This window comes from Pseudomonas sp. GW822-FHT06B12 (assembly GCF_058799675.1).
Map to the genome: position 1 here is coordinate 1 of NZ_JBXALR010000008.1, position 19,528 is coordinate 19,528.

The following is a 19,528-nucleotide window of genomic DNA, read 5'->3' on the forward strand; positions in this document are numbered from 1 at the left end:
TCCCGCGTGGGAATGCAGCCCGTGACGCTCTGCGTCACTGGACGCGGAGCGTCCCCAGAGGCATTCCCACGCAGAGCGTGGGAACGATCAGCGGAGGTGTGGTTAGAGGGAGATATCCAACCGGGCGATTTTGCCTTGCTCGTTCAGGCGAAACACATAGCGCAACTCCAGCGGGCTGCCGGGGAACGTGCCGGAAATCAGGTTGCTGACCAGCACTTTGCCGGTGCGCTGCTGCACGTCCAGTACTTCGACCCGAGGCTGGTAACGTCGAGCGGTGTCTTCCATCCATTGCGCGATGGCGTGCGTGCCGACTTGATGGGCGCCCTCATCGAAAACGTTGGCATCCTCGGCGAAAAAACTGGCGACCGCCGAACTGTCACGGGCATTGGCGGCAGCGATATAGGCGGCAATGGCAGGTGCGAGTGAAACGGCTGGGTTCGACATGGTGCGGCTCCTTGTTGGTTGATTCTGGAGCCATTTTAAAGCAGTGCTGTGTCAATTCTTGTCAGGAGTGAAACGCCCCGCTTCATCCAGTTGCATCGCCTTGCGCCAGGCCCGCAACAGGTCACTGCGACGCCCCGGATAGCGTTCACCCAGCTCTCGGGCGGCGGCAATCCGGTCGGTACGAAAGGTTCGAAAAGCCTCGCGCAACTCGCACCAGGCAACAATCACGCGCGCCTCATTCATAAAACCCAGCGCCAACGGCCAGATCAGCCGCTGGCTAGGGGTTTTGTTCACGTCTGCGTAATCGATATGCAACTTGGCTTGCGCACGAATCGCCTGGCGGAACACGTTCAATTCCACAGCATTTTGCGGATAGCCATAGCCCGGCGGCCCCGGCAAGACCGTCGGGTTGCGCAAGGCCTCCTGGGCGTCCGGCGCCAACACGGCGGCAATCTTCGCCAACGCATCGGCGGCGGCTTTGCTCAACACCTCATCGCCACGCTGATCGACATAACGCAAACCCAGCACCACCGCCTCGGTCTCGTCGGCATTGAGCATCAGCGGTGGCAGAAACAAGCCGCTGCGCAGCACATAACCGATGCCCGCTTCGCCAAAGATCGGCGCGCCGAGAGCCGTCAGTTCGGCGATATCGCGGTACAGCGTGCGCTCGGAGATTTCCAGTTCGCTGGCCAATGTCGCCGCCGTCACCGGACGACTTTTACCGCGCAGCACTTGCAACAGGGTCAACAAACGACTGGTACGCGACACGATCAGCATGCTCTGAGGAATGAAGGTCGACGAAGCTTAGCAGAGGCCACTGTCAGAAACTGTCAGCAGTACCCCCTGTGGGAGCGAGCCTGCTCGCGATAGCGGTGTGACAGTAAACATTGATGCCGAATGTAAAACCGTCATCGCGAGCAGGCTCGCTCCCACAGGGTTATTGATCGACCTTATGTTTAGCCGCGTACAAACACAGCATCTCCATCCCCAACGTCGCGGCCGCCAGTGAGGTAATGTCCGCGCTGTCATATGCCGGCGCGACTTCCACCACATCCATGCCCACCACGTTGATCCCGCGCAGCCCGCCGAGAATTTCCAGCGCTTGCACCGTGCTCAAGCCTCCGCACACCGGTGTGCCGGTGCCCGGCGCGAAGGCTGGGTCGAGGCAGTCGATGTCAAAGGTCAGGTACACCGGGTTATCGCCGACCCGAGCCCGAATCGCCTCAATGATCGCGTCGCAGCCGCGCCGATGCACTTGCCGGGCGTCCAGCACTTCAAAGCCCTGATGATCGTTGTTGGTGGTGCGCAAGCCGATCTGCACCGAGCGCGATGGATCGACCAGACCTTCCTTGGCCGCGTGCCAGAACATCGTGCCGTGGTCGATGCGCTTGCCGTCTTCGTCCGGCCAGGTGTCGCTGTGGGCATCAAAATGAATCAGCGACAAGGCGCCGTGTTTGCGGGCGTGAGCCTTGAGCAACGGATAACTGATGAAATGGTCGCCGCCGAAGGTCAGCATCGCGCAGCCAGCCGTGAGGATTTTCTCGGCGTGGGCTTCGATGCTGTCCGGTACCGACTGCGGCGTACCGGAGTCGAAGGCGCAATCGCCATAGTCAATCACCGCCAGATGATCGAACGGGTCAAACGTCCAGGGCCAGTGACGCTCCCAGGCAATACCGGTCGACGCGGCGCGAATCCCGCGTGGCCCGAAGCGTGCACCGGGACGGTTGCTGGTGGCGGTGTCGAACGGCACGCCACTGACCACCACATCCACACCGCGCAGGTCTCGGCTGTAACGGCGCCGCATGAAGCTGGTGATACCGGCGTAGGTGCTTTCGGCGGCAGTCCCGTAAAGACTGTCGCGGGTCATGGCCTGGTCGTTTTGATCGGCGATTTCCATGAGGTATTCCTTGTTATTGACGGGTACGGAAAGTGGTCCAGAGATGGGTGCGCTGACGCATGTCCTTGAGGCTCATGCTGCGGTCGGCATACAACCGGCCACGCACATCGGCGGGCGGATAGATGTCCGGATCGTTGCGTACGGCAGCATCGACCAAGGGCGTGGCAGCCTGGTTGGCGGTAGCGAAAAACAGCGTGTTGGTCAGCGCCGCGACGGATTCGGGGCGCAGCATGAATTCGATAAAGGCCCGCGCGGCTTCCGGGTGTGGCGCGTCCTTGGGAATCGCCAGGTTGTCCTGCCAGACCAGCGTGCCTTGTGTAGGAATCCGATAGGCGACTTCGAAGGTTTTGTTGGCCTTGCGAGCCTGATCGGCAGCCATGCTGGCGTCACCGTTGTAGGTCAGCGCGAGGCAAACGCTGCCGTTGGCCAAATCGTTGATCTGCCGGCCGGTTGCGACGTACAGCACTGAAGGCTGCAACTGATGCAACAAGGCTTCGGCAGCGGCCAGATCATTCTTGTCAGTGCTGTAGGGATCTTTACCGAGGTAATGCAGCGCCAGACCGATCACCTCCTGCGGCGAATCGAGAATTGCGATGCCGCAATCCTTCAGCTTGCTGGCGTATTCGGGTTTGAACAACAGATCGAGGCTGTTAAGCGGCACACCCGGCAAGCGTTTCTCCACCGCCTCGACGTTCATTCCGAGCCCTAGAGTGCCCCAGGTATACGGCACGCCGTAGCGGTTACCGGGGTCGACCGCCGCAAGTTTGCCCAACAGGTCCGGATCAAGGTTGGCGTAACCCTTGAGCTGGTCGTGGGGAATTTCCTTCAACGCCCCGGCCGCCAGCCCACGAGCCAACACGCTGGAAGATGGCACCACCACGTCATAACCACTGCCGCCGGTGAGCAACTTGGTTTCCAGGACTTCCGGTGTGTCAAAGGTGTCGTAGCGCACATGGATGCCGGTTTCCTGCTCGAAGCGTTGCAGGGTTTCAGGCGCCACGTAATCGGCCCAACTGTAAAGATTGATGACCTTTTCTTCGGCCTGCGCCGACATGGCCGCAGCCAACACCAACGCGGGAAACGCAAACCTGAGAGCCGTAACCATGACAAGCACCTGAGCGATTGAAGTGCTTGCAGCTTGCAGTGGAAGATACATTGGAAAAATATTAAGTTTATTATCCTGACTTTAACCGTGAGTAATGTTTGATGCTCGGTCAACTGCATGATCTGGACCTGCACCTGCTGCGCCTGTTCGTCAGCGTCGTTGAATGCGGCGGCTTCAGCGCGGCCCAAGGCGAGCTTGGCCTGAGCCAGTCAAGCATCAGCCAGCAAATGGCCAAGCTGGAAACCCGCCTCGGCTATCGGCTGTGCAGTCGCGGCAAAGGTGGATTCAAGCTGACACCCAAGGGCGAGCAGCTTTTGCTGGCGACTCGCGGGCTGTTCGAGTCCATCGAAGCGTTCCGCCATCAATCCAACGGCGTGGCCGGGCGATTGATCGGCGAGGTGCGCCTGGGACTGTCCGAAGCCCTCGATCAGTCCGTGTTGCAACAGGTGGCCGAGGCGATTCGACGCTTTCGTGAACGCGATGAATCGGTGCGTATCGAGCTGATCAGCGCGATGCCAGCGGAAATGGAACGGCTGTTACTGCAACAACGGCTGGACCTGGCGGTCGGCTACTTCTCCCAGGTGCAAAGCGCCTTCGACTACCGCCCGATGTTCAGCGAAACCCAGCATTTATATTGCGCAGCCGGGCATCCGTTGTTCAGCAACGACGCCCCGGATGAAGAGGCATTGCGTAACACGGACCGGGTCGATCACCCCTATCGTTTCCTGCGCAGTGACGAGCCGCTGCACAGCACACTCAGCTCGGCGCGCTCGGAACAGGTCGAAGGCACCCTCGCCTTCATTCTTTCCGGTAAGCATGTTGGCTACCTGCCCGACCATTTCGCCCGCTCGTGGGAAGACAAAGGCTTGCTTAAAGCGGTTGGCCAGCCGGCGTTGAGTTTCGACGTGACCTTCCATCTGGCCCGGCACCGTGCACAGGTGCCGGGGGATGCGCAGCTGGCGTTTGAAGAGGATTTGCTGGCGGCGTTTAATGTGTCGGCCAACGGATAAACCACAGGCTACAACACCTTGCGTCACGGCCTACACCTGCGCCAGAATCCGCCGGCTTGTGCGCTTTGGTCCTCGCCTCTATCGTTTCCGTGTCGCTGATTATCAGCGATCGGGTTTGGTAGCCCGAGTTCGGCTAAGGCGCACAGCGCCGACATTTCCACTCAGTGGGCGGTTTCATTTTGCCTGTTGTTTGTTATGGCGGCTGTGCGCAGGGTGCCTTCGGGCACGCCGGTTGCCTTAGTCCCGGTCTACCAACCTGTGTTCAGTCGCCACCCTATTTGTTTGGTAGCAATGGGTGCGACTCCCCTCGACTTAGACTTAGGAGTTTCACCATGTTCAAAGCCACACCGAATCCCCCTGAAACCGATCCGGTTTCCCCCTACGCCTCCCTCGACTCAAAAGAACTCCACGCCGCCGCGCACCGTGCGCTCGATCATTACCTGGTGTTGCCAGAGACCAAGGCATTGCTAGCCGACCGACGTCCAGGCTGCATTTTCGTCATCGCCCCCGACGTCGACTCTGAAACCCTATTGGCCCACGCCTGCGAAACCCTCGCCTCGGCCAATGTCATGGCCAGCGATCTGGCGTTCGACCTCGAAGGCCCCAAACGCAATACCGCACTGGCGATTCAGCAGATGATTTCCCTGGCCGAGTTGGCCGTGAATCGCGCACTGGATCACCTCGATCCACCGGAGTAGCGGCCAACGCCGTGGGGCTCTTGTGGGAGCGAGCTTGCTCCGGGCGGCGATCCGACGATGACGGTTTTACATTCGGCATCAATGGTTACTGTCACACCGCTATCGCGAGCAAGCTCGCTCCCACATTTGATCTTTGCTGTTTCGAACTTTGTGTTCACTTAACTGACTGGCATTAGGGCAGGCCACCTCGCCAGCCCTTGAGCTGTGCGCGCAAAACACACAAAACCCGCCACCTTTTCACAAGGCTGGCGGGTTTGTCGTTTCAGGTCAGACAAAGTCGAAGCGGTTTACCAACAGCAATAAACAACTCGTCGACTGATGAGCGATTTGCAGACACAAGATTGATCTCGATCAGGTAACCCTCGTAACACAGCCTCTACCCTTGCGCTTCCATCAAAGGCCAGGGACGGCTCAATGGGAGCCTCCGGCCGCGCATCCTCAGGGAAGAGTTATTCATGCGGTCATTGAAGATCATTTTGTTGTCATCGGCGTTCAACGGTTTGACCCAACGCGCCTGGCTGGATTTGCGCCAGTCGGGTCATGAGCCCAGTGTGGTGCTGTTCACCGACGAAGCCTCGGTGTGTCGGCAGATCGAGGAGTCGTCGGCCGATCTGGTGATCTGCCCGTTTCTCAAGGATCGGGTTCCGCAACGGCTCTGGAGCAACCCGGAACGCCCGGTGGTGATCATTCACCCGGGCATCGTCGGCGACCGTGGCGCCAGTGCGCTGGATTGGGCCATCACCCAGCAGGTCAGCCGCTGGGGTGTTACCGCCTTGCAGGCGGTCGAAGAAATGGATGCAGGGCCGATCTGGTCGACCTATGAATTCAACATGCCCGCCGATGTGCGCAAATCCGAGCTGTACAACGGCCCGGTGAGTGACGCGGCAATCCATTGCATTCGCGATGTGGTGGAAAAATTCGCCAGCGATTTCGTCCCGATACCACTCGATTACACGCAGCCCAACGTCATCGGACGCCTGAAGCCCAACATGAAACAGGCCGACCGAACCTTCAGCTGGCACGATTGTGCGCGGTTCATCAAACGCAGCATTGACGCCGCCGACGGCCAGCCCGGTGTGTTGGCAAGTCTGGCCGGCGGGCAGTATTACCTGTACGACGCCCATCTGGATGCACGCAGCGGCACGCCGGGGGAAATCCTTGCCGTGCAAGACGATGCTGTACTGGTCGCGACCGGCGATCACAGCCTGTGGGTCGGCTCGCTCAAGCGCAAGGCTCAGCCCGGGGAGGAAACGTTCAAGTTGCCAGCGCGGCATGTGCTGGCCGGGCAACTCGATGAAGTTCCGGTACTGGACGGCTCGATCGCCAACCAGCCGTTCAACGAGGCCACCTATCAACCGATTCGTTATCGGGAGTCGGGCCACGTCGGTGAACTGACCTTCGAGTTCTACAACGGCGCCATGAGCACTGAACAGTGTCAGCGATTGGTCGAGGCGCTGCGCTGGGCCAAGGCCCGTGACACTCGAGTGCTGCTGATCAAGGGCGGTCGCGGGAGCTTTTCCAATGGCGTGCACCTCAATGTCATTCAGGCAGCCAAGGTGCCGGGGCTGGAAGCCTGGGCCAATATTCAGGCGATCGACGATGTCTGCCAGGAACTGCTGACCGCCCGGCAACTGGTGGTCAGCGGTCTGACCGGCGGCGCCGGAGCCGGCGGCGTGATGCTGGCGCTGGCCGCCGATATAGTGTTCGCCCGAGCCGGTGTGGTGCTCAATCCGCATTACAAAACCATGGGCCTGTATGGCTCCGAGTACTGGACCTACAGCCTGCCCCGCGCAGTGGGCAGCGAAGTTGCGCATAAGCTCACCGAAGAATGCTTGCCGATCAGCGCGTTTCAGGCCTGGCAATTGGGGATGATTCAGGACATCGGCCCGCGCTGCCCGCGCGAGTTCAGCCAATGGCTACTGCAACAGGCCAACAGCGCGTTGACCGATGAAAAGTACGCGGCGTTACGAGCGCGCAAAGCCAGCATGGACCTTCAGCAGATCGAACACTGTCGTGAGGTCGAGCTGGCACAGATGCAACTGGACATGGTGCACAACCGCCAACAGTTCGCCGAGAAGTGCCGTAACTTCGTGTTCAAGCGCAAAACCTGCCAGACCCCGCAGCGCTTGATTGCGCCGTGGGCATTGGAGCGTGAGGCGACGCTGATCGCTTGATTACCCCCCTACAATAATTACAACAACAATGCCACCAGCGCGCTCCAACCGGTTTGATGGGACGCGCCAAGGCCACGGCCGGTTTCGCCGTGGAAGTACTCATGAAACAGCACCAGGTCACGGCTCAACGGGTCGGCCTGGAGCTGCGCGAAGCCGGCCATCGACGGTCGGCTACCGTTTTCATCCCGCAGAAACAGCCGAGTCAGGCGCTGACTCAAGCTGTCGGCCACCTCGGCAAGCGACGCCAGATAACCTGAACCACTGGGGTATTCGACCGAAAAGTTTTCGTCGTAGTACCGATGAAACTCACGCAACGACTCAATCAGCATGTAGTTGATCGGCATCCACAACGGCCCGCGCCAGTTGGAATTACCACCGTACAGCCGCGAACCGGATTCCGCCGGCTCATAGTGGGCACACAGTTTATTACCGTTGATCTGCATGCCAAAGGGATGTTCGGCAAAGGCTTTGGACAAGGAGCGAACGCCGAATTCGGAGAGAAACTCAGCCTCATCGAGCATGCGTTTGAGCAGGTCCTTGGTGCGCTCGCCACGCAACAGCGCAAGCAGCATACGATTGCCTTCTCCGGGTTCGGTCCAGCGTGAAACCAGACTCGCCAGATCCGGCCGGTGGTGCATGAACCCCAATAATCGTTCACGCAAACCCGGCAACCCTTCGTGCTCGTGCTGTTCCAGCACCTGCACCGCAAACAGCGGCATCAAGCCGACGATGGAGCGCAGTCGCAGCGGTTCGTTGACCCCGTCGGGACGGTGCAGAACGTCGTAGAAAAACTGATCCTGCTCATCCCACAAACCTTCATCGGCATAGTCCACCCGGTTGATGGCGCCAGCGATGTAGAGGAAGTGCTCGAAGAACTTCACTGCGATGTCGACGTACACCGGATTGCGCTTGGCCAGTTCCAGGGCGATGCGCATCAAGTCCAGCGCATACGCCGCAACCCACGCCGTGCCGTCGGCCTGATCCAGTTGAAAACCGGGCGGTAACACGGCCGAACGATCGAACAGCGCAATGTTGTCCAGCCCCAGAAACCCGCCCTGGAACAGGTTGCGACCTTCGGCATCCTTGCGGTTGACCCACCAGGAAAAATTCAGCAGCAGCTTGTGGAAGATCCGCTCGAGAAAATCCATATCGCCGACACCGGTCAAGGCCTTGTCACGCTGATACACCCGCCAACTGGCCCAGGCATGCACCGGCGGGTTGGCATCGTCGAAACGCCACTCGTAGGCCGGCAACTGGCCGTTGGGGTGCATGAAGCGGTCTTTGACCAACAGCAGCAGTTGATGCTTGGCAAAACCTGGATCGATCAGCGCATAAGCAACGGCCTGAAAACCCAGGTCCCACGAGGCGTACCAAGGATATTCCCAGGTGTCGGGCATGGAAACGATGTCGGCGTTCGACAAATGCCGCCAATGAGTGTTGCGGATATGCAGCCGCCCGGGCGGTGGCGACGGTTGACCGGGGTCGCCGTCGAGCCATCGATTGACGTCAAAGTAATACAGCTGCTTGGACCAGAGCAGCCCGGCCAGCGCCTGACGCTGAACGTTACGCGCGTCTGGATCGGGCATCCGGGCTTGCAGCACGGCGTAATAGTCATCGGCTTCAGAGCGGCGACGCTCGAACAGGGCCTTGGCGTTGACCTTGGGCGCGCGAACCGGAGCGAAACGCAGGTAGACGCTTTTGCTCGCCAGCCCGTCCAGTTCCAGAACGAAATGCGCGGCCACCCGAGTGCCCGAATCACGACGGATAGCAGCAGCGGCGCCGTCCACCAGATAATCGTTGATGCCATCCTTGAACGGGCCGTTGGCTGGCGTACCATCGAGTTTCGGATGATTGGTCTGGTTGTCGCAGAACAGCCACTCGCACCCCGCCTCGCCCCAGGCGCTGAGTTGCCGGTCCGCCAACATCGGGTGCTGCGCCATGACCGAGTCGCCGGTCAGCGTCAGGCTGGGCATGTGCCTGTCACCGCCCCAACTCCAGGTGTTGCGCGCCCACACCTGCGGCAGTACTCGCAGACGCGCCGGCTGATCCGAACGGTTGTGCACGGTGACCCGCATCAACAGGTCGTCCGGGCTGCACTTGGCGTATTCCACCGTCACATCAAAGTAGCGATCGTCGTCAAACACGCCGGTATCAAGGATTTCATACTCGCCATCGTCCAGCCCGCGACGAGCGTTCTCGGCCACCAGGTCGGCATAGGGAAACGCCCGCTGCGGGTACTTGTAGAGCATGCGCATGTAGGCATGGCTCGGTACCCCGTCGACGTAGAAATACAGCTCTTTGACGTCCTCGCCGTGATTGCCTTCGGCATTGTTCAGGCCAAACAGACGTTCCTTGAGAATCGGATCGCGTTCGTTCCACAGCCCCAACCCGATGCACCAGTGCTGGGCTCGGTCGCAGAACCCCGCCAACCCGTCCTCGCCCCAACGATAAGCCCGGCTGCGGGCATGCTCATGCGGAAAATACCTCCAGGCGTCGCCATCGGCGCTGTAATCCTCGCGCACCGTGCCCCACTGCCGCTCACTCAAGTACGGCCCCCACTCGCGCCAGCGCTCAGCCTCATCACCCGCCAAACGTTGGCCTTCGACGGTGTCGAGCATGTTCGCGGCCGACTTTGCTGTCATGGGAACGTCCGTTGTTATTGGGGTCTTTTGCAGTGTAGAGCGAGGACTCGCGCCGATGCACGCCGCATCCGTAGCATTCAGCTCGAGTTCAGGCTGACGCTTGCTCTACACTGCTGGGCTCTTTACGTCAGCGACTGCTTATGGACATCGATCTCGCCCGTACCTTTCTGGAAATCGTTCGCTGCGGCAGTCTTGCGGCCGCCGCCGAAAAGCTCCACGTCACCCAGACCGCGATCACCGCGCGGGTGCAGAAGCTCGAAAGCCAACTCGCCAGCACCCTGTTCGTGCGCAACCGCGCCGGTGCTCGCCTGACTGCGGACGGCGAAGCCTTCGTGGTCTACGCCAATCAGTTGGTGCAAACCTGGGAAGCGGCGCGTCGGGATCTACCGTTACCGGAAGGCTACCGCAATGTGCTGCACATCGGCGGCGAGGTCAGTTTGTGCAACCCGTTGATGCTCAGTTGGGCCCGTGAATTGCGCGAGAAGATCCCCAGCCATGCGTTGCGCACGGAAATCCGCGACGGCGAAAACCTGCTGCGTCAGCTGGAAATGGGCGTGCTGGATGCCGCGCTGGTATTTCAACCCGAGTACTGGCCACGGCTGCAAGTGGAGCAACTGCTGGAGGAAAAACTCATCCAGGTGCGCCTGCCGTCCAGGCCCGAGCCCTATGTCTATATCGACTGGGGCAAGGAGTTTCGCCGCCAGCACGACGCGGCGCTGCCGGACAAGGCCAAAGCCGCGTTGAGCTTCAACCTCGGCCCTCTCGCGCTGCAATACATCCTGCAAAACGGTGGCGCCGGTTATTTCCGCACTCGGGTGGTCCAGACCTACCTCGACAGCGGTGTGCTGGAACGGGTACCCAAAGCCCCGGAATTCAGCTACCCGACGTATCTGGTGTACTCGCGGGATCGCGACTCGACGGTGCTGCAACAGGCGTTCGAGTTGTTACGAGAACTGGTCAAGACCGACAGCGACTGGTCGCAACGCTGGAACCCCTTGATCTAAACAACATTCACGGCCGTTCGGCGTGAATACCCACCCATTCCCAACATCCATTGGCCAGATAATTTCGCCGCGACTAGTCTTGCTTTTATAACAACGACAACAGGTGATCGCGGTGAGGCAAACCACGCAGGCGTTTCGTGCACGCTATCGAGCTGACATTCATCGGCTCTACAACCCGTGGCTGCACGGTGGTTTTGTACTGGCCTTCGGGGTGCTGGGTATCACGCTGTTCTGGAGCACCGTGCATCAGGTGCAACCGCTGGAATGGCTGGCGGTGCCGCTGACGTTGCTGTTTTTCAATTTCGCGGTCTACCTCGTGCACCGGCATCTGGGCCATCACAAAAGGACCTTTGCGCGGCTGTTCTACGCCCGGCACGCCGGCGATCACCACAGTTTTTTCACCCCCAACCACATGACCTACGACACGGTGCGCGACTGGCGGGTGATTCTGTTTCCGGCCTGGCTGATCGTGCTGCACAGCCTGGTAATCACCCTGCCCGCCTGGTGGCTGCTCCAACACCTCAATGGCAACGTCGCCGGGCTGTTCGCAGGCTGCATGATCCTCGGCTACCTGACCTACGAGGTGTTTCACGCCTGCGAACATCTGCCGCCGAGCAATCCCTTCACCCGACTGCCGTGGATTCGCCAGATGCGCCGTCTGCACGAACTGCATCATCGTCGCGAGCTGATGCAGGAGCGCAATTTCAATATCGTTTTGCCGCTGATGGACTACCTTTTCGGCACGCTGTACTGGGAAGACGAACCCGATCATTCGCACCTTCAAACGAGGCGAGCGCCGATGACCCGCATGCAGCACCAGATCGACATCGCGCGCGACCCAATCGCCGTGCTCGCCTACGCCAGCACCGCGATGCATTGGCCCGAGTGGCACCCTTCATCGCTGAAAGTCGACGGCCAACAAGGGCCGCTGCACGCGGGGTCACGTTTTGTAGAGGAGATTCATGCTGGCGGGCGTGCCGGGCATTTGAGCTGGGAGGTCAACGAATACCTGCCGGGCCGCCGCTGGAGCGCTCGGGCTCAGGGTGATCATGGCCTGGAACTGCTGGTGACGTATGAATGCGCCAGCGAGGGTGATGGCACACGCTTCGTTCGCACCCTGGAATATCGCTTCAGCGGATGGCGGATGCGCCTGGCCAATCAACTGTTGCTCAAGCGGCGTATCGAACACGAATCGGCGGCCTCGATGCTGGCGCTGCGCGATATGGCGCAACGGACGATCCCGGCCCAGACGGGGGTAGTCGCCTGATTAGCGTTACAACCATTAGATCAGGCTGCCGAACAGGGGGCGACACTGCGCCCCCATACGTTGGTCACGTTCTGGCAGTACCGTTCAAACTCCGGGATATTTCGTCTTTGATCGAAAGGCGCTTTTCCTTGAGCTTCCTCACTTCGTCATCTGCCAGAGCCTGGGCTTCTGCCTTCAGGACCAGCTTGTCGATATCCGAATATTTATCCAGCAGCGCGTTCAGGTGGGGATCATTGGCACGCTTTTGCTGAATGACTTCCTTTGAGCAGCTCAGGTCCTGATACAGGTCATGGTTCACCGGCATGGAACACCTCCGTTTGTTGATCGGTGGCGAACGCCTTTGCACGCGCTCGCCAGTTATCAGAATGGCCTCGCTCGGCGGTTGCTGTCGACTATCAATCAGACCAGCGGTGCCCGCTGGTCGGACGTGCCTTTATCGCTACCGACAGCAAACTGTAACCGTCAGCCGCCAAGGACGTTTCGAATCATCGCCATGAGCGTATCCGGGCTATAAGGCTTGCTCAGCAAATGGGTATCGGGGCTGAGCTGATGGTTGTGCGAAATGATGTCGCGGGTGTGGCCCGAAGTGAAGAGCACCGCCACCGGCGGCGTCTGGACCTTGGCCCAGGACGCCAGGTCCGAGCTTTTGATCAGCCCGGGCATGACCACGTCGGTGAAGATCAGGTCCACCGCCACCCCCTCCAGCAACATTTGCATGGCGCAGTCGCCATTGGCCGCGATCAACACCTGGTAGCCCGATTGCTGCAGAAACTCGACCGCCGCGCTGCGCACTTCTTCGTTGTCCTCAACCACTAGAATAGTCTCGTGCCCGCCGCTGTGTTGAGCGCCGCGTGTCGGCAACTCGCGGGTTGCCGGCCGCTCAGTGCGAGGGAAATACATCTGAACCCGCGTGCCCTGCCCCCTGCGGCTGGCAATGTCGATATGGCCGCCGCTCTGCTTGACGAAACCAAACACCATGCTCAATCCCAGGCCCGTGCCATGCCCGTCAGCCTTGGTGGTAAAAAACGGTTCGAAGGCCTGTTTGAGCGTCGCAACATCCATGCCCTCGCCTGTGTCGACCACCGACAGGCGCACGTAATCACCGGTGCTGATGCCCTTGCCCACGCAAAATGCGCGATCCAGCACAACGTTTGCGCCACTGATAATGATCGTCCCTTCACCCTGCAGGGCGTCTCGCGCATTGATCGCCAGGTTCAGCAACGCGTTTTCCAGTTGATTGCGATCGACGTGAATGCACCAGGGATCGTTCGGCAATTGCACGTCGATGTGAATGGTTTCGCCCAACGCCCGTTGTAGCAGCTCCCCCAGACCTTCAAAGATGTGCCGGGGGTTATAGACTGCCGGGGACAACGGCTGGCGGCGGGCAAAAGCGAGCAATTGCGCCGACAGCGTGGCGCCGCGCTCGACCGCAGCAATCGCCGCACTGACCCGGCGCTGCACGTTCGGGTTATCGCGTTCATGGCGCGCCAGCAGGTGCAGGTTGCCGGCGATCACTTGCAACAGGTTGTTGAAGTCATGGGCAACGCCACCGGTCAGCCCGCCAATCGCTTCAAGCTTCTGCGACTGACGCAATTGCTCTTCGGCGGCCAGTCGCGCCTCGACTTCATCCGCGACCCGTTGCTCCAGGTTCTCGTTATCGGCGCGGTAGGCCGCTTCGGCTTGTTGGCGCAGGCGCTCGGACGTTACGTGAGCGGTGGTTTCGACAACAACCGCCATAACCCCGGCAGGCACCCCGTCGTCACCGGCCACCGGACTGTAATAGAGGTCCATGAACACGGCTTCGGGTTTACCGTTGCGCAACAGATCCAGCTCTTTGTTGCGATAAGACAAAGTGCCACCGGCCAGGCACGTATCAAGCACACCGCGGTTGAATTCGGCGACTTCCGGCCAGCCGAGTTCAACCGGCGAACCCAGCAGATAGGGATGGCGGCCGCCAGCAAACACCGAGTAAGCGTCGTTGTAAATCATGTAACCGGGTCGACCCCAGAGGATCACCAACGGCACGGGTGAAGCCAGCAGCAACTGCACCGTGCTGCGCAGACTCTTTGACCAGGTATCGATGCGGCCAAGCTCGGTGAGGGTCCAGTCGAACGCGCGGATACGCCCGGCCATTTCACCGCTCCAGCCGCGACACCCATGGCTTTCAGATAGAAACTGCATCGGCTGACTCGGTGCGCAAAACGCAAAAGTGGAACAACGGGTCGACGCAGGAGGGCCAACGCTCAAAGGTTGAGAGCGCGACCGACGCTGATGGTTTCATTGTTGTATAACTCATTCAGATTGCCAGCACCTGGCAACCTGAATGCGCTACACCTCCACGGTTGTTGCAAGCGTGGACAGATTTTATATAGCCGGCGTAGCAGGTCTACAAGATCAGTCGGTGCCGTACTTCGGCGAACGCGGTCCGTACGAACTTGCCGACCGCCATTGGCACTCGAACACCGGAATAGGCATGACTGGCGTTTCCAACTTTTCTACCGGCAATGCCCGAGAGCTTTCGGTCGCACACCCGGCGATTGCACCCAATACGGCAATCGCTGCCCCTGACACCGCCATTCGAGAGATCATTCTCACTGTGCATTCCTTCTGAAAAACGGTTTATCCCGGCATGGCCGTGCCCAGCCACTGCTGGGCGCGGTGGCGAAAAGCGGTGGGGATTCGAATCGACAATCGACGTGCGGGACGTCGGCGGGCGGCATTACGCCAAAGTGCCATCACTGAAGACAGTGTTTAAATTTTTTGGGCGTCAGTTTCTTGAATGATCATGGCGACTAGTGAAAATCCCGGCTATGCACGCTGATGCCGTTGAGCAACGGACTCAGGTCACTCAAGCGTCCGGCGATCAGGTGCCGGACTTCGCCGACTTTTTCCCAGCGCCCGTCGACCTTGAGCAGTTGCGAGCCAATCAGTGCTTTGCGTTGACGCTCGGCGAGGTCGCGCCAGACCACGACATTGATGTTGCCGAACTCGTCTTCAAGGGTCACGAAAGTCACACCACTGGCCGTGCCCGGGCGTTGGCGGCCGGTGACCAGGCCGGCGATGCTGACGTTGCGCCCATGTTCGACTTCAAGCAGTTCCCGTGAGCTTCGGCAACGTCGGGCACGTAACTCATCGCGCAACAATGCCAGCGGATGCGGGCCGAGTGTGGTGCCAACACAGCTGTAGTCGGCTTGCAGGTCTTCGCTCACGGTCGGCTTGGGCAACACCACGCAAGGCTCTTCCTGGCTCGGTAACCCGGCGAACAATCCAAGTTGTTTCTGTACCCCCGCCACCTCCCAGCGTGCGCGATGGCGATCACCGGCCAGCCTGCGCAAGGCTCCGGCATCGGCCAGTTGCTCTTGCGCACGAGCATCGAGTCGGGCGCGCTCGCCAAGGTCGGCGATGTCGATGAATTCGCCTCGCAAACGCGCCGTTTCGATACGCCGGGCGTCGTCTTCACGAAAGCCCTTGATCATGCGCAACCCCAAGCGAATCGCCGGTTGCTCGCCGTCAGTCGGCTCCAGGCTGCAATCCCAGTCGCTGGCGGCCACGTCCACCGGGCGGATCTGCAAATGATGCCGGCGAGCGTCCTGGAGAATCTGGTCCGGACTGTAGAAACCCATCGGCCAGCTGTTGATCAGCGCACAGGCGAACGCCGCCGGTTCATGGCATTTCAACCAGCAACTGGCGTAGGTCAGCAAGGCGAAACTGGCGGCGTGGGATTCGGGAAAACCGTAGCTGCCAAAGCCCTTGATCTGCTCGAAGATCTGCGCGGCGAATTCCTCCGTGTAACCGTTTTTCAGCATGCCTTCACGAAGGCGTTTCTGGTGCGGTTCAAGGCCGCCATGGCGCTTCCAGGCCGCCATGGAACGGCGCAACTGATCAGCCTCGCCGGGGCTGTAGTCGGCGGCCACAATCGCAATCTGCATGACCTGCTCCTGAAACAACGGCACACCGAGGGTGCGCTTGAGCACGGCCTCCAGCTTCACCGAGGGGTAGGTTTCAGGTTCTTCCTTGTTACGTCGCCGCAGGTACGGGTGCACCATCCCGCCCTGGATCGGGCCGGGACGGACGATGGCTACCTCGATCACCAGGTCATAAAAGTTTTGGGGTTTGAGCCGGGGCAACATCGACATCTGCGCCCGGGACTCGATCTGGAACACCCCGATGGTGTCGGCGCGGCTGATCATCTCGTAGGTTTGCCGGTCCTCGGACGGTATGTTGGCCAGGCTCAGGTCCCGCCCGCGATGGTCGCGCAGCAAGTCGAAGCAGCGACGAATGGCGCTGAGCATGCCGAGGGCGAGAATGTCGACCTTGAGCAGGCCGACCATGTCCAGGTCGTCCTTGTCCCACTGGATGATCGTGCGCTCGGCCATGGCCGCATTTTCCACCGGCACCAGGCTGTCCAGCGGCTGCTCGGAAATCACGAAACCGCCCGGATGCTGGGACAGATGTCGGGGGAAGCCGATCAACTGCCGGGTCAGGCTCAGCACCTGGCGCAGCACCGGGCTGTCCGGGTCGAAGCCACCTTCACGCAAACGCTCCAGCGGCGGTACATCGTCGCTCCAATGGCCGCAACAATCGGCCAGCGCGTTGACCTGATCCGGCGGCAAACCAAGGGCCTTGGCCACGTCGCGAATCGCGCCGGCACCGTGGTAAGTGCTGACCACCGCCGTCAACGCGGCCCGGGTCCGGCCGTAACGCTGGAACACGTACTGCAAGACTTCTTCGCGGCGCTCATGCTCGAAGTCGACGTCGATATCCGGCGGCTCGTTGCGCTCTTTGGAGAGGAAGCGCTCGAACAGCATGCTCGTCCGGCTCGGGTCGATTTCGGTGATGCCCAAGGCGTAACACACCGCCGAGTTGGCGGCCGAACCACGCCCCTGACACAGAATGCGCTGGCTGCGGGCGAAGCTGACGATGTCTTCGACGGTGAGGAAGTAACTCTCGTAACCGAGCTCGGCGATCAGCTTCAGTTCCTTTTCGATCAGCGCCATGACCGTGCTGTCCGGCCCCTCAGGCCAACGTCTGCTCAGGCCCTGTTCGGTCAACCGGCGTAGCCAGGAAGTCGGGGTCTGCCCTTCGGGCACCAGTTCACGCGGGTATTGGTAGCGCAACTGACCGAGATCGAAGGTGCAGCGTCGGGCAATGCTCAGCGTTTCTTCAAGCAACGACTCTGGATACAGCTCGCGCAACGCCTCAAGGCTGCGCAAGTGTCGCTCGCCATTGGGATGCAAACGCTGCCCGGCGTCGGCGACCCGCACATGCAGACGAATCGCCGTCATGGTGTCCTGCAACGCGCGGCGGCCACGGGCGTGCATGTGCACATCACCGCTGGCCACCGCCGGAATCTGCAAGCGGGCAGCCAGGGCCTGCAAATCGGCCAGACGCCGGACGTCGTTCTGCCCGCAGTGCAACTCAATCGCCAACCACAGCCGCTCGCCGAAAATACCTTTAAGCCAGGCGCCGTGTTCCAGCGCATCGACCGTATCCGGCACCCACAACGCCAGCAGCCCGGGCAATGGCTCGCTGAAGTCTTCACGCAGCACCCGGTACTGACCCTTTTCCGTGCGCCGCCGGGCGTGGGTGATCAGCCGACACAGGGCCTGATAACCCTCAAGGTTTTCCACCAACAGCACCAGCTTCGGGCCATTCTCGATGCGCATTTCACTGCCGATGATCAGCGGCAACTCCAGCGCCTTGGCCGCTTGCCAGGCACGGACGATACCGGCCAGGGTGCACTCGTCGGTGATCGCCAAGGCCTGGTAACCCTGGCGTTTGGCCCGTTCGAACAGCTCGCGGGCACTCGATGCACCCCGTTGGAAACTGAAGTTCGACAGGCAGTGCAGCTCGGCATAGTCGGCGCTCATGCGAACCAGCCTTGCAGCCACAGCGGCCCGGCCTCGCCCACCGCACGATAAGCCCAGGCCTTCGAGCCTGCGCGGGTTTCGATCAGGTAGTAATCGCGGCGCACATCAGCGCCATCCCACCAACCGGACTCGATGCGCTCCGGCCCCATGAGGATGCGCGCCGTGCCTTCATGCACGGGCAGCGGTTCGGGCAGCAACCAGCCGGGACGTTGCACATCAGCCAGCACCGGACAGACCTGACTCTGCGCACTCGGCTGCCATGCACGCTCCGGTCGATGGTCGGCCTGAAAACCCAGCCCCTGCACCGCCTCGTCCCCCAGCCGTGCACGCAGGCGTTCGCGCAGTTGCTCCCAGGGCAAGGATTGCTGCGGTCGCTCGTCGAACAGCTCCCGGCGCTGCGGGACGAAGCTCGGCAAGTCCTGCGCCGACAGACGAAAACCGCGCACCGGCGCCTCGACCTGCACCTGTTCCAGCCGACCCCGAGCCAGTTCGAAGAGCATCGCCGGATCGCGCTCGGCGCTCAGCAGGCCGACCTTGATCAGCGTATCCGGCAACCCGGCGTGTTCCAGGTGCAGGTCAAAGCGCTGCACGCCGCTGTCCCGGCCACACAAAAACGCCGAAAGATCGCCGGTCAGCCGGCGTAAGGGGAACAGCAATGCCTGATGGGATTGCACATCGAAATTCAGCTCGATCCGCACGTCGAAACGATCCGGCGGCAGATAAAACCCCAAGGCCAGCGGCCGTTCGCCCAATAAGGTATCGAGGTGCTTGAGCACTTGCGCTTCGAAGCGTCGGGCCAGGGTTTGACGCGGCAGCGCCTGAACCTGGCTCAAGGTGCGCAAGCCCATGCGCGACAGTGCAGTGGCGACCGTTTGCTCAAGTCCGATCCGCTCGATGGGCATCTGCCCGAGCAATTGCCGCAGTGTTTCATTGTCCGGCACCGCCAGACCGTCGTAGGCATTGGCCAGGATCCGGGCGGCCAGCGGATTGGGTGCCGCGACCAGTCGATGGCGAAAACCCAGCGCCGTGAGTTCTGCGCGTAACCGCGCCTCGAACTGCGGCCAGGGCCCGAACAACCCCAGGCTCGACTCGATTTCAAACAGCACGGCACGCGGGTAATGCACGCTGACCTGGGAGCTGAAGCGATAGGCCCAGGCGGCGAGAAACTGTTGCCAATGCTCGATTTCGGCCACGTCATAGTCGGTGCTGGCAAAGGCTTTGCTCAAGGCCTGGGCGGCAGCCATCGACTGGCCCGGGCGCAACCCCAGTGCCCGCGCCGGCTCATTGACCGCCTGCAACACCCGCCGCTGCGCCGGCCCGCTCAGCAGCGCCAGCGGTTCATCAGGATCGCTGCGCTGACGCAACACCGCGTCCAGCGCCAGCTGCGGGAAAAGGATACAGACCCAGCGCATGCCAA

Annotated in this window: 14 protein-coding genes and 1 pseudogene; 5 read left to right on the plus strand and 10 right to left on the minus strand. The window is 60.9% G+C overall.

From position 1 onward, the window contains the following. Positions 1-102: 102 nt before the first annotated feature. The 4 genes from AC1RKH_RS18380 to AC1RKH_RS18395 all read right to left on the minus strand — a co-directional run bounded on the left by AC1RKH_RS18380 (position 103) and on the right by AC1RKH_RS18395 (position 3,446). Positions 103-444: a nuclear transport factor 2 family protein gene (locus AC1RKH_RS18380; protein ID WP_145016865.1), complete on the minus strand. Its 342-nt coding sequence runs from the start codon at positions 442-444 to the stop codon at positions 103-105. Between the two features lie 51 nt (positions 445-495). After that, positions 496-1,212, minus strand: coding sequence for a helix-turn-helix transcriptional regulator (locus AC1RKH_RS18385; RefSeq protein WP_123424910.1), 717 nt, complete (start codon positions 1,210-1,212; stop codon positions 496-498). 169 nt (positions 1,213-1,381) lie between these two features. Next, positions 1,382-2,341 (minus strand): agmatinase, encoded by a 960-nt coding sequence (gene speB, locus AC1RKH_RS18390; protein ID WP_493064542.1) that lies wholly within the window; start codon positions 2,339-2,341, stop codon positions 1,382-1,384. Positions 2,342-2,354: 13 nt separating this feature from the next. After that, complete coding sequence (locus AC1RKH_RS18395; RefSeq protein WP_493064543.1) at positions 2,355-3,446, minus strand: polyamine ABC transporter substrate-binding protein; 1,092 nt, start codon at positions 3,444-3,446, stop codon at positions 2,355-2,357. A gap of 101 nt (positions 3,447-3,547) precedes the next feature. Between AC1RKH_RS18395 and AC1RKH_RS18400 the strand changes: the two genes are divergently transcribed. From AC1RKH_RS18400 to AC1RKH_RS18410, 3 genes are all read left to right on the plus strand, one after another. Then, positions 3,548-4,456: a LysR family transcriptional regulator gene (locus tag AC1RKH_RS18400; protein WP_493064544.1), complete on the plus strand. Its 909-nt coding sequence runs from the start codon at positions 3,548-3,550 to the stop codon at positions 4,454-4,456. A gap of 332 nt (positions 4,457-4,788) precedes the next feature. After that, a complete protein-coding gene (locus AC1RKH_RS18405; protein WP_401120431.1) occupies positions 4,789-5,154 on the plus strand; it encodes a DUF6124 family protein in 366 nt (121 codons plus the stop codon). 455 nt (positions 5,155-5,609) lie between these two features. Beyond that, positions 5,610-7,328 carry a hydrogenase maturation protein gene (locus AC1RKH_RS18410; RefSeq protein WP_493061774.1) on the plus strand — a complete coding sequence of 573 codons (1,719 nt, stop codon included), beginning with the start codon at positions 5,610-5,612 and terminating at the stop codon, positions 7,326-7,328. A 17-nt stretch (positions 7,329-7,345) separates the two neighbouring features. Here AC1RKH_RS18410 and AC1RKH_RS18415 read toward each other — a convergent pair whose 3' ends face one another. Beyond that, positions 7,346-9,970, minus strand: a complete 2,625-nt coding sequence (locus AC1RKH_RS18415; RefSeq protein WP_493061773.1) for an MGH1-like glycoside hydrolase domain-containing protein — start codon at positions 9,968-9,970, stop codon at positions 7,346-7,348. Positions 9,971-10,110: 140 nt separating this feature from the next. Here AC1RKH_RS18415 and AC1RKH_RS18420 point away from each other — a divergent pair, with 140 nt between their 5' ends. Beyond that, positions 10,111-10,974 carry a LysR family transcriptional regulator gene (locus tag AC1RKH_RS18420; RefSeq protein WP_493061772.1) on the plus strand — a complete coding sequence of 288 codons (864 nt, stop codon included), beginning with the start codon at positions 10,111-10,113 and terminating at the stop codon, positions 10,972-10,974. Between the two features lie 112 nt (positions 10,975-11,086). Continuing rightward, on the plus strand, positions 11,087-12,241 hold the full coding sequence (locus AC1RKH_RS18425) for a sterol desaturase/SRPBCC family protein (protein ID WP_493061771.1): 1,155 nt from the start codon (positions 11,087-11,089) through the stop codon (positions 12,239-12,241). Between the two features lie 64 nt (positions 12,242-12,305). Here the strand turns inward: AC1RKH_RS18425 and AC1RKH_RS18430 are convergent, their stop codons facing one another. From AC1RKH_RS18430 to AC1RKH_RS18450, 5 genes and pseudogenes are all read right to left on the minus strand, one after another. Next, positions 12,306-12,545 (minus strand): HP1242/YdcH family protein, encoded by a 240-nt coding sequence (locus AC1RKH_RS18430; RefSeq protein WP_123425937.1) that lies wholly within the window; start codon positions 12,543-12,545, stop codon positions 12,306-12,308. A gap of 158 nt (positions 12,546-12,703) precedes the next feature. Beyond that, positions 12,704-14,422 carry an ATP-binding protein gene (locus AC1RKH_RS18435; RefSeq protein WP_493061770.1) on the minus strand — a complete coding sequence of 573 codons (1,719 nt, stop codon included), beginning with the start codon at positions 14,420-14,422 and terminating at the stop codon, positions 12,704-12,706. Between the two features lie 250 nt (positions 14,423-14,672). Beyond that, positions 14,673-14,830, minus strand: a pseudogene (locus tag AC1RKH_RS18440) (CsgG/HfaB family protein); the annotation flags it as partial. A gap of 203 nt (positions 14,831-15,033) precedes the next feature. Then, the gene (locus AC1RKH_RS18445; RefSeq protein WP_493061769.1) at positions 15,034-18,132 is read right to left on the minus strand and encodes an error-prone DNA polymerase; all 3,099 of its coding nucleotides are present in this window, start codon (positions 18,130-18,132) and stop codon (positions 15,034-15,036) included. Next, positions 18,108-19,523, minus strand: a complete 1,416-nt coding sequence (locus tag AC1RKH_RS18450; RefSeq protein ID WP_493061768.1) for a Y-family DNA polymerase — start codon at positions 19,521-19,523, stop codon at positions 18,108-18,110. The genes AC1RKH_RS18445 and AC1RKH_RS18450 overlap by 25 nt, the downstream gene beginning before the upstream one ends. Between the last annotated feature and the right edge of the window lie 5 nt (positions 19,524-19,528).

What these genes read in the sequence shown, in the direction of transcription:
- AC1RKH_RS18380 (WP_145016865.1), bottom strand. Translation starts at nt 444, where the DNA reads ATGTCGAACCCAGCCGTTTCACTCGCACCTGCCATTGCCGCCTATATC.
- speB (WP_493064542.1), bottom strand. Translation starts at nt 2,341, where the DNA reads ATGGAAATCGCCGATCAAAACGACCAGGCCATGACCCGCGACAGTCTT.
- AC1RKH_RS18395 (WP_493064543.1), bottom strand. Translation starts at nt 3,446, where the DNA reads ATGGTTACGGCTCTCAGGTTTGCGTTTCCCGCGTTGGTGTTGGCTGCG.
- AC1RKH_RS18400 (WP_493064544.1), top strand. Translation starts at nt 3,548, where the DNA reads ATGCTCGGTCAACTGCATGATCTGGACCTGCACCTGCTGCGCCTGTTC.
- AC1RKH_RS18405 (WP_401120431.1), top strand. Translation starts at nt 4,789, where the DNA reads ATGTTCAAAGCCACACCGAATCCCCCTGAAACCGATCCGGTTTCCCCC.
- AC1RKH_RS18410 (WP_493061774.1), top strand. Translation starts at nt 5,610, where the DNA reads ATGCGGTCATTGAAGATCATTTTGTTGTCATCGGCGTTCAACGGTTTG.
- AC1RKH_RS18415 (WP_493061773.1), bottom strand. Translation starts at nt 9,970, where the DNA reads ATGACAGCAAAGTCGGCCGCGAACATGCTCGACACCGTCGAAGGCCAA.
- AC1RKH_RS18420 (WP_493061772.1), top strand. Translation starts at nt 10,111, where the DNA reads ATGGACATCGATCTCGCCCGTACCTTTCTGGAAATCGTTCGCTGCGGC.
- AC1RKH_RS18430 (WP_123425937.1), bottom strand. Translation starts at nt 12,545, where the DNA reads ATGCCGGTGAACCATGACCTGTATCAGGACCTGAGCTGCTCAAAGGAA.
- AC1RKH_RS18435 (WP_493061770.1), bottom strand. Translation starts at nt 14,422, where the DNA reads ATGCAGTTTCTATCTGAAAGCCATGGGTGTCGCGGCTGGAGCGGTGAA.
- AC1RKH_RS18450 (WP_493061768.1), bottom strand. Translation starts at nt 19,523, where the DNA reads ATGCGCTGGGTCTGTATCCTTTTCCCGCAGCTGGCGCTGGACGCGGTG.